Origin of the sequence: Actinomyces sp. SKVG-SVH-4(1) (assembly GCF_048514265.1) — a bacterium.
Lineage (GTDB): Bacteria > Actinomycetota > Actinomycetes > Actinomycetales > Actinomycetaceae > Actinomyces > Actinomyces oris.
In genome coordinates this window covers 236,937-251,189 of record NZ_JBGEVE010000003.1, presented here as the reverse complement: position 1 = coordinate 251,189, position 14,253 = coordinate 236,937, and the positions used below count along the sequence as shown (strand labels likewise).

Annotated in this window: 12 protein-coding genes; 3 read left to right on the top strand and 9 right to left on the bottom strand. The window is 65.6% G+C overall.

Annotation, left to right across the window (positions count from 1 at the left end; translation table 11 throughout):
- Positions 1-98 precede the first annotated feature (98 nt).
- The 4 genes from tuf to rpsL form a co-directional block, all read right to left on the bottom strand.
- Complete coding sequence (tuf, locus tag AB7V09_RS04445; RefSeq protein WP_314156868.1) at positions 99-1,289, bottom strand: elongation factor Tu; 1,191 nt, start codon at positions 1,287-1,289, stop codon at positions 99-101.
- 200 nt (positions 1,290-1,489) lie between these two features.
- A complete protein-coding gene (gene fusA / locus AB7V09_RS04440) occupies positions 1,490-3,631 on the bottom strand; it encodes an elongation factor G (RefSeq protein WP_279015495.1) in 2,142 nt (713 codons plus the stop codon).
- Positions 3,632-3,676: 45 nt separating this feature from the next.
- Positions 3,677-4,147 (bottom strand): 30S ribosomal protein S7, encoded by a 471-nt coding sequence (rpsG, locus tag AB7V09_RS04435; RefSeq protein WP_003786052.1) that lies wholly within the window; start codon positions 4,145-4,147, stop codon positions 3,677-3,679.
- Positions 4,147-4,521, bottom strand: a complete 375-nt coding sequence (gene rpsL, locus AB7V09_RS04430; RefSeq protein WP_003786082.1) for a 30S ribosomal protein S12 — start codon at positions 4,519-4,521, stop codon at positions 4,147-4,149. Before rpsL ends, rpsG begins: the two co-directional genes overlap by 1 nt.
- 493 nt (positions 4,522-5,014) lie before the next feature.
- Here rpsL and AB7V09_RS04425 point away from each other — a divergent pair, with 493 nt between their 5' ends.
- A complete protein-coding gene (locus AB7V09_RS04425; RefSeq protein WP_419143049.1) occupies positions 5,015-5,764 on the top strand; it encodes a prepilin peptidase in 750 nt (249 codons plus the stop codon).
- 23 nt (positions 5,765-5,787) lie between these two features.
- Here AB7V09_RS04425 and AB7V09_RS04420 read toward each other — a convergent pair whose 3' ends face one another.
- Together AB7V09_RS04420 and AB7V09_RS04415 are read right to left on the bottom strand one after the other, a co-directional pair.
- Positions 5,788-6,366 carry an OmpA family protein gene (locus tag AB7V09_RS04420; RefSeq protein WP_419143048.1) on the bottom strand — a complete coding sequence of 193 codons (579 nt, stop codon included), beginning with the start codon at positions 6,364-6,366 and terminating at the stop codon, positions 5,788-5,790.
- Between the two features lie 107 nt (positions 6,367-6,473).
- Positions 6,474-7,091, bottom strand: a complete 618-nt coding sequence (locus AB7V09_RS04415; protein WP_254654028.1) for a hypothetical protein — start codon at positions 7,089-7,091, stop codon at positions 6,474-6,476.
- Between the two features lie 343 nt (positions 7,092-7,434).
- On the opposite strand from AB7V09_RS04415, the gene AB7V09_RS04410 reads away from it, so the two are divergent.
- Both AB7V09_RS04410 and AB7V09_RS04405 read left to right on the top strand, forming a co-directional pair.
- On the top strand, positions 7,435-9,105 hold the full coding sequence (locus AB7V09_RS04410; protein ID WP_419143047.1) for an OmpA family protein: 1,671 nt from the start codon (positions 7,435-7,437) through the stop codon (positions 9,103-9,105).
- A gap of 241 nt (positions 9,106-9,346) precedes the next feature.
- Positions 9,347-10,849 carry an OmpA family protein gene (locus AB7V09_RS04405; RefSeq protein ID WP_043537562.1) on the top strand — a complete coding sequence of 501 codons (1,503 nt, stop codon included), beginning with the start codon at positions 9,347-9,349 and terminating at the stop codon, positions 10,847-10,849.
- Positions 10,850-11,800: 951 nt separating this feature from the next.
- On the opposite strand, the gene rplA is transcribed toward AB7V09_RS04405, so the two are convergent.
- From rplA to nusG, 3 genes are all read right to left on the bottom strand, one after another.
- Positions 11,801-12,490: a 50S ribosomal protein L1 gene (gene rplA / locus AB7V09_RS04400; RefSeq protein WP_009405977.1), complete on the bottom strand. Its 690-nt coding sequence runs from the start codon at positions 12,488-12,490 to the stop codon at positions 11,801-11,803.
- Between the two features lie 98 nt (positions 12,491-12,588).
- On the bottom strand, positions 12,589-13,020 hold the full coding sequence (gene rplK / locus AB7V09_RS04395; protein ID WP_003789267.1) for a 50S ribosomal protein L11: 432 nt from the start codon (positions 13,018-13,020) through the stop codon (positions 12,589-12,591).
- 259 nt (positions 13,021-13,279) lie between these two features.
- Positions 13,280-14,125: a transcription termination/antitermination protein NusG gene (nusG, locus tag AB7V09_RS04390; protein ID WP_419143046.1), complete on the bottom strand. Its 846-nt coding sequence runs from the start codon at positions 14,123-14,125 to the stop codon at positions 13,280-13,282.
- Between the last annotated feature and the right edge of the window lie 128 nt (positions 14,126-14,253).

Sequence of the window (14,253 nt, the reverse complement as noted above, 5' to 3'; positions counted from 1 at the left end):
CTTTCCCGTCATGGGACACGAAAAAGACCTCCCCGGTCAGAGCAGATGCTCTGACCGGGGAGGTCTGGTGCTACGCGGAGGCGCGGAGCGTCAGTGGGTCACTTGATGACCTTGGTGACGCGGCCGGAGCCGACGGTGCGGCCACCCTCACGGATGGCGAAGCCGAGGCCCTCCTCCATGGCGATGGGCTGGATGAGCTGGACGGTCATCTCGGTGGTGTCGCCGGGCATGACCATCTCGGTGCCCTCGGGGAGGGTGATGACACCGGTGACGTCCGTGGTACGGAAGTAGAACTGCGGACGGTAGTTCGAGTAGAAGGGGTTGTGGCGGCCGCCCTCGTCCTTGGTGAGGATGTAGACGTGGCCCTCGAACTCGGTGTGCGGGGTGATGGAGCCGGGCTTGCAGACGACCTGACCGCGCTCGACGTCCTCGCGACGGGTGCCGCGCAGGAGCAGACCGCAGTTCTCGCCGGCCCAGGCCTCGTCCATCTGCTTGTGGAACATCTCGATACCGGTGACCGTGGTCTTCTGGGCCTCGCGGATACCGAGAATCTCGACCTCGGAGTTGATCGGGAGCTTGCCGCGCTCCACACGACCGGTGACGACGGTGCCGCGACCGGTGATGGTGAAGACGTCCTCGATGGGCATGAGGAAGGGCTTGTCCATGTCACGCTCGGGGGTGGGGATGAACTCATCCACCGCGTCCATGAGCTCCTTGATCTTGCCGGCCCACTCGGCGTCGCCCTCGAGGGCCTTGAGAGCGGAGACGCGGATGACGGGAGCCTCGTCGCCGTCGTAGTCCTGGGAGGACAGCAGCTCACGGACCTCCATCTCAACCAGGTCGAGGAGCTCCTCGTCGTCCACCATGTCGGACTTGTTGAGGGCCACGAGGAGGGCGGGGACGCCCACCTGGCGGGCGAGCAGGACGTGCTCGCGGGTCTGGGCCATCGGGCCGTCGGTGGCGGCGACCACGAGGATCGCGCCATCCATCTGGGCGGCACCGGTGATCATGTTCTTGATGTAGTCGGCGTGCCCGGGGGCGTCGACGTGCGCGTAGTGGCGCTTGTCGGTCTCGTACTCGACGTGCGCGATGTTGATGGTGATACCGCGCTGACGCTCCTCAGGAGCCTTGTCGATCTCGTCGAAGGGGGTGAAGGGGTTCAGCTCGGGGTACTCGTCGTGCAGAACCTTGGAGATCGCAGCGGTCAGCGTCGTCTTACCGTGGTCGACGTGACCGATCGTTCCGATGTTGACGTGCGGCTTGGTCCGCTCGAACTTGGCCTTGGCCACTGGTGTCCTCCTGGGACTCGGGTAGTTCTCTTCGTCGGGATTCGACTAGCACACATGCTAGCCGCCCGGGCGTCGAGAGTCTCTACTGGTGGATGTTGGAAATCTTACTGAACTGGGTCCCGGTCGGCACCCGAGGGGCGCCGTCGGGCCGGGGTCCGCCGCGGTTGCGTGCAGCCGGTGCGGACCCCGGAGGCAGGGCGTCAGGCGCCCTTGACCTTGGCGATGATCTCGTCGGCGACGTTCTTGGGAACCTCGGCGTACGAGTCGAAGGTCATGGAGTACACGGCACGTCCCTGCGTCTTGGAGCGCAGGTCACCGACGTAGCCGAACATCTCCGACAGGGGCACGTTGGCGCGGATGACCTTGACGCCGACGGCGTCCTCCATCGAGGCGATCATGCCGCGACGGGAGTTGAGGTCACCGATGACGTCGCCCATGTACTCCTCGGGAGTACGGACCTCGACGGCCATGACGGGCTCGAGGAGGACCGGCGAGGCCTTCTTGGCACCCTCCTTGAACGCCATGGAACCGGCGATCTTGAAGGCCATCTCGGAGGAGTCGACCTCGTGGTAGGCGCCGTCGATGAGGGTGGCCTTGATGTCCACCATCGGGTAGCCGGCCAGGACACCGGTGAGCATGGCGTCCTGGACCCCGGCGTCCACGCTGGGGATGTACTCGCGGGGCACGCGACCACCGGTGACGGCGTTGGCGAACTCGTAGTGCGCCTTCTCGCCGTCGGCGGTCTCGGCGGCCTCGTCGACCACGAGGGGCTCGAAGCTCATCTGCACCTTGGCGAACTGGCCGGAGCCACCCGTCTGCTTCTTGTGGGTGTACTCGACCTTGTCCACCTTCTTGCGGATGGTCTCGCGGTAGGCGACCTGCGGTGCACCCACGTTGGCCTCGACCTTGAACTCGCGGCGCATGCGGTCCACGAACACGTCCAGGTGGAGCTCGCCCATACCGCCGATGACGGTCTGGCCGGTCTCCTCGTCGAGGGAGACGGTGAAGGTGGGGTCCTCCTCGGAGAGCTTCTGGATGGCCACGCCCAGCTTCTCCTGGTCGCCCTTGGTCTTGGGCTCGATGGCCACGTGGATGACCGGGTCCGGGAAGGTCATGGACTCCAGGACGATCGGGGAGCCCTGGGCGCACAGGGTGTCACCGGTGGTGACGTCCTTGAGGCCGATGAAGGCGTAGATGTGGCCCGCGTGGGCCTCCTCCACCGGGTTCTCCTTGTTGGAGTGCATCTGGAAGAGCTTGCCGATGCGCTCCTTCTTGCCCTTGGTGGCGTTGAGGACCATCTCGCCCTGGGAGACCTTGCCGGAGTAGACGCGCACGTAGACGAGCTTGCCGTAGAAGGGGTGGGTGGCCACCTTGAAGGCCAGGGCGGAGAAGGGCGCCTTCTCGTCGGCCGGACGGGTGAGCACCTCCTCCTCGTTACCGACGGCGTGGCCCTCGACGTCGGGGACGTCGAGCGGGGAGGGCAGGTAGTCCAGGACGGCGTCGAGCACGGGCTGGATGCCCTTGTTCTTGAAGGCGGACCCGGCCAGGACCGGGAAGGCCTCGCCGGCCACGGTGAGCTTGCGGATGCCGGCCTTGAGCTCGGCGATGCTGAGCTCCTCGCCCTCGAGGTACTTCTCCATGAGGGCGTCGTCGGCCTCGGCGACCGTCTCGACCAGCTGGGCGCGCAGCTCCTCGGCCTTGGCGACCAGCTCGGAGGGGATCTCCTCGTACTCGACGACGGAGCCGCGGGTCTCCTTGCCGTCGGCGTCCTTCTCGGGGAAGCGGATGGCCCGCATCTCCAGAACGTCGACGAGGCCGGAGAAGTCGTTCTCGGCACCGATCGGGAAGTTGAGGACGATCGGGGTGGCGTGGAGGCGGTCACGGATGGTCTGGACGGAGAAGTCGAAGTCCGCGCCCAGCTTGTCCATCTTGTTGATGTAGCAGATGCGCGGGACGTTGTACTTGTCCGCCTGGCGCCACACCGTCTCCGACTGCGGCTCCACACCCTCTTTGCCGTCGAAGACCGCCACGGCGCCGTCGAGCACGCGCAGGGAGCGCTCGACCTCGACCGTGAAGTCCACGTGTCCGGGGGTGTCGATGATGTTGATCTGGTTGTTCTTCCAGAAGCAGGTGGTGGCCGCGGAGGTAATGGTGATACCGCGCTCCTGCTCCTGCTCCATCCAGTCCATCGTCGAGGCGCCGTCGTGCGTCTCGCCGATCTTGTAGTTGATGCCCGTGTAGAACAGGATGCGCTCTGTCACGGTGGTCTTACCGGCATCGATGTGGGCCATGATGCCGATGTTGCGGACCTTGGTGAGGTCTGTCAGCACGTCAAGTGCCACTGGTGGTGTCCTTCGTTCGTGTGGGGTACGGAGCTGATTCCGGCACTACCAGCGGTAGTGGGCGAAGGCCTTGTTGGACTCGGCCATGCGGTGCATGTCCTCACGGCGCTTGACCGCGGCGCCCAGGCCGTTGGAGGCGTCGAGAATCTCGTTCATGAGACGCTCGGTCATGGTGTTCTCGCGGCGCTGGCGGGAGAAGTCCACGAGCCAGCGCAGCGCCAGGGTGGTGGCGCGGCCGGGGCGGACCTCGACGGGCACCTGGTAGGTGGCACCACCGACACGACGGGAGCGGACCTCCAGGGCGGGGCGGATGTTGTCCAGAGCGCGCTTGAGGACCGAGACCGGGTCCTGGTCCGTCTTGGAGCGCACGCCCTCCAGGGCGCCGTAGACGATCCGCTCGGCGGTGGACTTCTTGCCGTCCAGCAGAACACGGTTGACGAGCTGGGTGACGACCGGCGAGCCGTAGACGGGGTCGACGACGAGCGGACGCTTGGGTGCGGGACCCTTACGAGGCATTACTTCTTCTCCTTCTTGGCGCCGTACTTGGAACGTGCCTGCTGGCGGCCCTTGACACCCTGGGTGTCGAGGGCACCGCGCACGATGTGGTAGCGGACACCGGGAAGGTCCTTCACACGACCACCGCGCACGAGCACGATGGAGTGCTCCTGGAGGTTGTGGCCCTCACCGGGGATGTAGGCCGTGACCTCGATACCGGTGGACAGGCGCACACGGGCGACCTTACGAAGGGCGGAGTTCGGCTTCTTGGGGGTCGTGGTGTACACGCGGGTGCACACGCCACGGCGCTGCGGACTGGCCTTGAGCGCCGGCGTCTTGGACGCGGAGCGCTTCGTCGAGCGGCCCTTGCGGACCAGCTGCTGAATGGTAGGCACTACTGATTCTCCATGGGGACGTGAGTCTGTATCTGGCTGCTGCCTGCGTGCCGGGCCGCTCCCCCATTGGTGGCTCGACGGCGCACGCCACCGCGGAGAGGGCCGGCCCGCCGGGATCGGGGCGGGCCCGATGACGACGTCCGGAGCCCCGCAGTCAGGGGCCCGTCGGTTCCCGCCGCGGCAGACCCGCGTCACGATGTCGCACCTGAGCCGAGCAGGCCTGAGGCCCGTACGAAGCCGACGTCGCTGGGAACGGAATGGAGATGCGGTGACCCGTCTGCGGGCACCGTCGGCCAGGCTACCCGTTCGCCGCGTCAGGGCGCCAGGGCGAAGGGAGAGGTGAGGGCGTGGTCCTGGACACGCCGCAGGACCGCAAGGACAGGCGCGAGCACACTGGCGTCGATGCCCAGCACTCATTGGAGGACGCGAGACACGCATGAGTCTTCTCCACTTTTCCCCACCTCGAAGGTAGCGAACGTGCGAGAGTGTGGAGGTGAACGTCTCCGCACTACTGGCCACCATCGCCGTTGGCGGCGCAGCCATCGCAGTCGTCACCCGCCCGGCCTCGGCGTTCGCCCGCCGGTATGTGTCCGACCTAGAGCAGGCCAGGGCACGGACCGGGGCCACCTCATCCCGTGACGCCACCACCGAGCCGCGAGAATTCCGCGCCCTGTGGCTGCTGACTCCCACTTCTCAGGGCATTCTGGCCGCTGTCCTGTGCGCGGCGACGCTCGTGCGGGGAGCGGCTGGCGGGGCGTGGGGCGAGGTGATCGTCGCCCTTCCCCTCGTGGCGCTGCTCGGCGCGGCATGCAGCGTTGACGCCGTGTGCCACCGGCTCCCCAATCGCATTCTCGGCCCTGCGGCCCTGTGGACCGGCACAGCAACCTTGGCTCTTGCGCTGTTCAACGCGACCACGGGGACGCCCCTCCCCGAAGCAGGCTGGGCAGCCCTCAGGTCCATCCTGTGCGCAGTGAGTGCCGGCGTCATTGTGGGCGCCATGGCACTGCTACCCGGATCGGGCATGGGACTTGGGGATGCGAAGCTGTGTGCCGTTCTTGGGCTGTGGCTCGGATACTTCGGCGGAACCTATGCCACGATGGGCATTATCCTCGGATTCTTCATCGGTGGGATCACCGCCGTAGCACTCATGGCCTGTCGCCTGGCGGACCGCAAAACATTCATCGCCTTCGGTCCCTACCTGTCGCTAGGAGGCTGGTTGGCATGGATGCTCGCGATGGCATGACTCCGCAGGACGATTGTGCGCACTTACCCCCACCGCACATCGACGTGGCGGTTGGCGGCCTTGCCCGCCTCGTTGACGCTGCCGTCCGCGTTGGTCTCGGAGGCCACGGGCTCGCTCTCCCCCTTGCCGGAGGACTGGACGTTCAGGGAGGGGACCTTGGAGGTCAGGTAGTCGGCAACAGCCTTGGCCCGCTGCTCGGAGAGCGTCTGGTTGTGAGCGTCGTCGGCGACGGAGTCCGTGTGCCCCACCACGGTGACCGTGGCGGGCGGCTTGCCGTTCCAGCGCTTGACAATCTCGTCGAGCACCTGCTTGGCGCGGTCGGTCAGGGCCGAGGAGTCGACGTCGAAGGTGACGTCTCCGGACAGTGAGGCCACCGTGGTCTGCCCGTCCGAGGAGTAGGTGACCGCGCTATCCGAGCTGCTCGAACGCGACACCGGCGTGACGACGCGGTCCACGGTCTGAGCCACCCGAGGGTTGCCCGGCCCGGCGCTCTCCGGTTGCTTGGTGATCGTCGTCGGGTCGGCTGTGGCGCTGTTGCTCGCAGCCGCCAACGGGTGACCCGCTTGCGGTGCTGCAGGTACGGCAGCAGCCGAGGCGGACACTGGCCACGATGTTGCCCACACGACGGCGACTGCGGCTGCAAGCACCCCTGACCGAAACAGAGACCGAGACGTGGCGCCCCTTGCCCATCCCCCATTCATCTGCCGTCTCATCGGGTCACCGCCACGTTGCTGAAGGTCCCTCCATTCGGGATGGTGATGGTGACGTTCTTCGCCTCGGCCGGCACACCGGTGAAGGTCGCCTGAAGCGCGATCGTCTGACCGGGCTTGACGAACTCGTTGAGGTCACCGGAGCACAGGCAGCCGCCCTGGGAGTCATAGGAGACTCGATAGATGTTCGAGGAGGACGGCTCAATGAGCGTGATTCCATCGACGTTGTTCTTACTTCCTCCCGGTGTCGCCTTTCCGCTGGGCTGCGGAATCGAGTCGTCCCCATCCGAGAAGTAGTCGGAGACGTACATATCATTGCTCTTGTCGTCATTCGTCACGGAGAACATGACGGTGACCGTCGTCCCCGTGGCGGAGACGGAGTTCAGGGAGACGGTTGCAGGCTTGCTGTCAATGCTGCTGGTGTGCGACTCAATGGCCGCACCCTGGCTGCTATTGCTATCACCCCCGGGCTGCGCCGACTTCGGCGCTGAAGCCGACGTCGAGGTCGACGCCCCCTTCTCACCCGAGGAGCCTCCTGGCAGCTGACAGGACGCCAAGGTCGCCGCCAGACCAATACTGCTCACGGCAGCCAGGAGCCGCTTCGAAGTAATCGTCATGATGGACCTCCAATGCTCTCATTCAGGCCACTTCAACCTGAGGAATACCGACACTCTATGCAGCATTCCTTATTCGAGACATGGGGAGACTCCCACGGGGAAAAACTGTGCCGTACCCATGATGCCCACGGGCAGCCCAGGGGACCCACATGCTCCCCATGCAGCAATGGGGAGTACCTGGGGAGCGATGGGGAGTACCCGGGGAGCCCCACTTGCTAGCAAGATTACGTTACGATTACGCTCTGTCTTTGAGAAATTCCGGCGGACCCATGAAGGAGTTCTTGTGTCGCCCATCTTGCCTGGTTCTTCTCGTGTTCCTTCGGCACCGTCTCGTCGGTCTTTCGTGGCTCTCTCGGCCCTGGTGGGTGTGGGTGTACCGGTGCTGACCGGGTGTGACCTGCCGGGGACATCGAGGGGCAAGGAAGGGGCGGCCTCTCCGTCAGGCTCCACCGCCGGCGGGTCAGCCACAGCCTCGGCCAGTGCTCCGGCTCAGGCGGGGAGCACCGAGTGGCAGAAGCTCGACGGCCACGTCATGGGCCACAAGGTGACCGTGGAGGTCTCCCCCGTCATCCGCCAGGACGACAAGACCTCGATCATCGCCCTGAAGCTCACCCGCGCATCCGACGACGCCTCCATCGACGCCGTCAACGCCCATCCCTTCAGCGACAACAAGAACGAGGTCATCCTCTCAAGCTACGTAGGGGCTCCAACCATCTTTCGGCCTGGCGCCGGCGCCGACCTGGTCAAGCTCCTCGACACCGGCTCCGGGCGCGTGTGGAGCGCCGTCGACGGCAGCGGCGGAATGCTGGAGCTCACCCCCGGCGAGGAGATCATCTCCTACCTGTCCTTCGGCAAGGTCGACACCGACACCGTCACCGTCATGGTCCCCATGGCCGGCTTCACCACCGTCTCCGTCCTGGACGCCGACAAGGCCAAGAAGGCCAAGATGGACCTGAGCACAGCCCAAACCGACATCGACAAGTACCCGCGCGCTGCCCCCGAGCTCGCTGACCCCGTCGCCATCGAGCGCTACACACGCTCTCTGGACGACTCCACCAGCACCCACGCCGGAGGCAAGGACATCACTGTCACCCTGGCCAGCGACGTCACCTTCGCCTCCGACTCCGCCGACCTGGCCTCGGGCGCCGAGGCCCAGCTGAAGACCGTGGCCGGCCAGCTGAACCAGCACCCCGACGGCGGCACACTCACCATCGTGGGACACACCGACGACGTCCAGGACGACGCCTACAACCAGACCCTGTCCGAGAAACGAGCCAACGCCGTCAAGACCCGCCTCGCGCAACTCACCAAGCTCGACAAGTGGAAGACCAGCGTGTCCGGCAAGGGCGAGAGCCAGCCCAAGATCAAGGACACCACCGACCAGGCCCGAGCCGCCAACCGACGCGTCGAGATCACTCTGACCCCCACCGGCGGCACCACCCCCAAGGGCAGCAGTACTGCCACCCCCAGCAGCAGCACAGCCCATAACCCCAGCAGCGGTAAGCTGCCCGACCCCCAGGGCCCCGTCGCCAAGGGAGCCGAAGGCGTCACCCTCACCCCCAAGAGCGGTGACACCAGCGGAGAGGTCACCATCACCCTCGACCAGGTCACCCGCTCCGGCGGCTACCTCCTGGGCACCATCACCTGCACCGTCAAGGACGGATCCACCGGTGCACAACTCCACCCCCTGCTCCAGGACCCCCAGACGGCACTGAGCAACCAGCGCGACGAAGACGGCAGCGCCTTCGTAACCCAGTTCGCCAGCGACGGCCTGACCCTCCTCAGCAACGGCGAACGCGTCTTCCCCGCCGACTACAACGACGCCTACAACAAGCAGCACCTCCCCCTGACCGAGCTACACCTCAGCGACCACCTCAAGACCGGCACCACCACCATCTGTGTCGTCTGGCCCGACCCCGGCGGCGACACCATCACCCTCGACCACGCCAAAGACAAGTACTCCATCCCAGACACCGCCTACCGCCTCACCGACATCCCCATCAAGAACAACTGAAAGGACCCGCGCCATGCGTCGTCGCGTATTTCTCTCCGGAGCAATTCTGACCGGTGTCGGGTTGCCGATGCTGGCCGGGTGCAAGCTGCCCTGGCAGTCGAAGCATCAGGCCGGCTCTACCTCAGCGGCCTCGACATCAGCATCGGCATCGGCCTCGCCGTCGGCAGTCAAAACACCGGGGACAGCCGCACCCACAGCATCGGCCGCGCCGCAGGGATGGCAGGAACTCGACGCTCACGTCATGGGTCACCACCTGGGGATCCAGGTCTCACCACTGGTGCGCCGCGACGAGAAGACCACCGTCCTGGCCCTGAGACTGACACGAGCCAAGGACGACCCCGCAGTCAAGGACATCGCAGACTCCTCGCATGATCCCGGAAACAACACCTTCGAGGCAACTAGCCCACTGGGACGCCCCATTCACATCAGGACCTTTGACTGGGGTGCGACCGGGGTGCGCCTGCTGGACCTGCCCAACAACCGGGTGTGGGTGGCCACCACCGGTGTGGAGAACAAGGTCAAGGACAACTACAACAAGCTGGCACTCAAGCCGGGCGAGTCCACCAGCTGCTTCGTTCTCTTCGGGGCTGTGGATGCCAAGCAGGTCACCGTCTTCGTCCCCCAGGCCGGCTTCGTCACCGTCGACGTCGTGGACAAGGACGCCCCTGGCGCCTCCGGCGTCGACCTTGCAGCAATGGACAAGGCCTTCGACAGTGTCGCCACCATCGGCTACTCCCGAGACAAGGCCAAGCCCAAACAGGCACTGGAGGCCCCAGTCACCATCGAGCGCTACTCCAGGGCTCTGGATGACTCCAGCAACACCCACACGGGGAGCAAGGACATCACCGTCACCCTGGCCAGCGACGTCACCTTCGCCTCCGACTCCGCCGACCTGGCCCCCGCCGCCGAGGCGCAGCTCCAGACTGTGGCCGGCAAACTCGGCCAGCACCCCGAGGGAGGGACGCTCACCATCGTGGGACATACCGACGACGTCCAGGACGACGCCTACAACCAGACCCTCTCCGAGAAGCGGGCCAACACTGTCAAGACCCGCCTCGAGCAGCTCACCAGTCTGGACAAGTGGCAGACCAGTGTGTCCGGCAAGGGCGAGTCCGAGCCCAAGATCAAGGGCACCACCGACGAAGCCCGGGCCGCCAACCGACGCGTCGAGATCACCCTGACCCCCACCAGCGGCACCACCCCCAAGAACACTGCCCCTCCCGCTGGAACCGGTTCCTTGCCCGAGACCAAGGGCGCCGTCGCTAAGGGCGCTGAAGGCGTCACCGTCAAGAATGACAGTGGTAACGGAGAACTCACCATCACCCTGGACCACGTCACCCGCTCCGGCGGCTACCTCCTCGGGCAGCTCCACACCACCCTCAGCACCAAGAACAACTCCACCACAGGCCTCTTCCACTGGTTCAAGGACAAGGAGGTCTTTCTGTCCAACGTCCGAGGAGAGGATGCGAGCGGCGAGACTACCGGCTTCTCCGCCGACGGGTTGACCCTTCTGGCCGGAGGCGAGCGCATCTACCCCGCCGACTACCTCGACGCCGAGTTCAAGACCCACGTCCCCCTCACCGAGCTCGCACTCACCCCGTTCATCAAGGCCGGAACCACCACTATCTGCGTCGTCTGGCCCGACCCCGGCGGCGACACCATCACCGTCGACCACACGACGCCCATGAAGCAACTCTCCGACTTCGCCTACCGCCTCACCGACATCCCCGTCAAGAACAGCTGACAATGCAAGGGAGGCGAGGTTGTCCACGAACTGGAGACCGCACCTCAGCGGAGCGCACACAACAGAGAGGATGCTATGCGACGTCGTGACTTTACGGACAACCGGAACTTGCGATCGTTGGATTGACGGGCCTTGGAATCACAGAAGAACTTTTGAAGACGTTTGCGGCCGGAATCGAGATTAACCATGATTGACACTCACAGCACACCACAGAAACGAAGTCCATATCCCGCTTTATTGCTGACCTGGACACTGAGTGCCGGATACTTCCTCTTGTCATGCCTAGGCCTTTCAACCCTACACGATTCCATCATAAAATCCATAGGAGTGAGTGGTGCCGGCATTCTGGCACTTATGGTACCTTCGAGCACCGCACTCTTCAGCACCTTCCTCATCCCTCGTTGGTGGGCCAAGAGATTCGTAACGTGCTGCGCATTTTCTTTCCCCACCCCGTCACTTCTGTGCATCGGATCGACTTTCCTAATCCCCTACGGCATCCCCAACCGCGAACTATATGTTTCCGAAGTCATAGCGCTCGGACTCCTGACCTCATTGTTCGGAACTATTATAGGATGGACCATTCGACGTCGAAAATGACACCAGGCTAACTCAATCGAATTCCACTGCACTGCGAACTCCGCGAGGTAGCCGGTTCCGACGCTGAGACCTGTCCGGGCCTCCTTCAAGGCGAGAGAGAGGTTGTCCCCGTCCTTGCGAGAGGGAGAGACAAGGACGGGGACAACCGGCTTCTCCACTCCCTCATCCGGTGCTCCACCGACGGCTTCACCGTAGCCAGCCCGGCACCCCTCGGACCATGGGCAGATGCCCCCGTGGAGGGCTCGTGCTGTCCCCAGGCAGGCCCTGGGGACTGGCACACCCCCGCAGGCGAAGAATGGCGTCGGCCGCCTCCTGCATGAGGAAGCGGCCGACGCCGTCGTGAAGGAAAGAGCCTCAGGCCTTGGTGACATCCATCGGGATGCCGGGGCCCATGGTGGTGGTCATGGTGGCCTTGAGAATGTAGCGGCCCTTCGAGGTCGAGGGCTTGAGGCGCAGGACCTCCTCCAGGGCGGCCTGGAAGTTCTCCGTCAGCTGCTCCTCGGTGAAGGAGGCCTTACCGATGATGAAGTGGAGGTTGGAGGCGCGGTCCACGCGGAACTCGATACGGCCGCCCTTGATGTCGGAGACGGCCTTGGCCACGTCCATCGTCACGGTGCCGGTGCGGGGGTTGGGCATGAGGCCACGGGGGCCCAGGACGCGGCCCAGGCGGCCGACCTTGCCCATGAGGTCCGGGGTGGCCACGGCGGCGTCGAAGTCCGTGTAGCCCTTGGCGACCTTCTCGATGAGCTCGTCGCCACCGACCTCGTCCGCGCCGGCGGCGAGGGCCTGCTCGGCGCGCTCACCCTGGGCGAAGACGACGACGCGGGCGGTCTTACCGGTACCGTGCGGCAGGGACACGGTGCCGCGGACCATCTGGTCCGCCTTGCGGGGGTCGACCCCCAGGCGGAAGACGACGTCCACGGTGGCGTCGAACTTGGTGATCGAGGTGGACTTGGCCAGGTGAACGGCCTCGGCCGGGGTGTAGAGGACTCCGGACTGGATCTTCTCAGCCGCGGCGCGGTAGGCCTTGGAGCGCTTGGTCATCTGCTTCTCCTTGCAGTCGTGGTGTTCGGGCCGCGCGAGGCCCTTCCACGGTTTCGTATGGGGATTGAGTTGAGAGAGCCGGCGGGCCGGCGAGTGCCTCAGGCCTCGACGGTGATGCCCATGGAGCGGGCGGTGCCGGCGATGATCTTGGCAGCGGCCTCGATGTCGTTGGCGTTGAGGTCGGGCATCTTGGATTCGGCGATCTCACGCACCTGAGCCTGGGTCAGGGATGCCACCTTCACGGTGTGGGGGGTGGCGGATCCCTTGGGGACGCCCGCGGCCTTCTTGATGAGCTCGGCGGCCGGCGGGGTCTTCGTGATGAAGGTGAAGGAGCGGTCCTCGTAGACGGTGATCTCCACGGGGATGACGTTGCCGCGCTGCGACTCGGTCGCCGCGTTGTACGCCTTGCAGAACTCCATGATGTTGACGCCGTGGGCACCCAGGGCGGGGCCGATCGGCGGAGCGGGGTTGGCCTGGCCGGCCTGGATCTGGAGCTTGATCAGCCCGGCGACCTTCTTCTTGGGGGCCATAGGAATGGGTCCTTCTTACTTGTCCGGATGTGCTGCACGCCTGCCGTGCAGCCGTGGGTGCATGCGCACGCACAAGCGCTCATCGTAGCCCGCTGCCGGGCCGCGCAGGGAGCCCGGTGCGCGGTATCACAGGAGATCTGCCTGTGATTCACGGCTCTTGAGTCGTGGCCGCTGGCGCAGCTCAGGCGGTTGTGGCCCGACGACGCGAAACAGCGTCGTCGGGCCACAACGGCTGACGGGGCCTGTCCTCAGGTCCGCCTCAGATCTTGGCAACCTGGTTGAAGGAAAGCTCGGCGGGGGTGTCACGGCCGAACAGGGAGATGAGCACCTGGAGCTTCTGAGTCTCGGGAAGGATCTCGGCGATCGTGGCCGGGAGGGATTCGAAGGGGCCGTCGGTGACGATGACGGACTCGCCGACCTCGAAGGCGACCTCGAAGACCTGTCCGCCGGTGGCGATCTGGGTGCCGGAGCCGGACTCGGGGGCCGTGACCTCCGCAGCGGCGGCCTCCTTGGCGGCGATCTCCTCGGGCGTGGGGCCGAGCTGGGCGACGGCCTCCTCGAAGGTCAGCGGCACCGGGTTGTAGCGGTCCCCCACGAAGCCGGTGACAGCCGGGGTGTCCTTGATGGTGCGCCACACCTTGTCCGAGGTCTCCGGGTCATCCAGGTCCATGCGCACGAACACGTAGCCGGGGATGCGCACCCGGGAGACTTCCTTCTTCTTGTTGCCGTTCTTGATCTCGATGACCGTCTCCATGGGGACGGTGGCGTCGAAGATGTAGTCCTCGACCTCGAAGTTCTCGGCGCGGGCCATGATGTCGGCGGCCACGCGGCGCTCGTAGCCGGAGTAGGTGTGCAGCACGTACCACTGCCCCGGCAGAGCCGACATCTGGCGGCGGAACTCGGCCAGCGGGTCGACGACGGGCGCCTCCTCGGCCGGCGCGGCAGGCTCGGCGGCGGTCTCGGGCTGCGCCTGAGCCACCTCGTCGGTCACATCGGCCTGGGCGGCCTCAACCGGCTCGACGGTGTCACCGGCGTCGTCGGTCGCGAGCGAGGTCAGGGCCTCGACGTCGTCGGGGTTGGTCTGCGAGGAGACGTCCTCAGACATGGTGTACCTGCTTTCCAGTGGCGTGAGACGAGCGGATGCGACGGGCCGCGCGAGCAGCAGCGGCGTCGGGAGTAGACGTGGTCAGGGGCGCAACCGCGCATCCCCGATGAGGGTACGGCCGCAGAAGC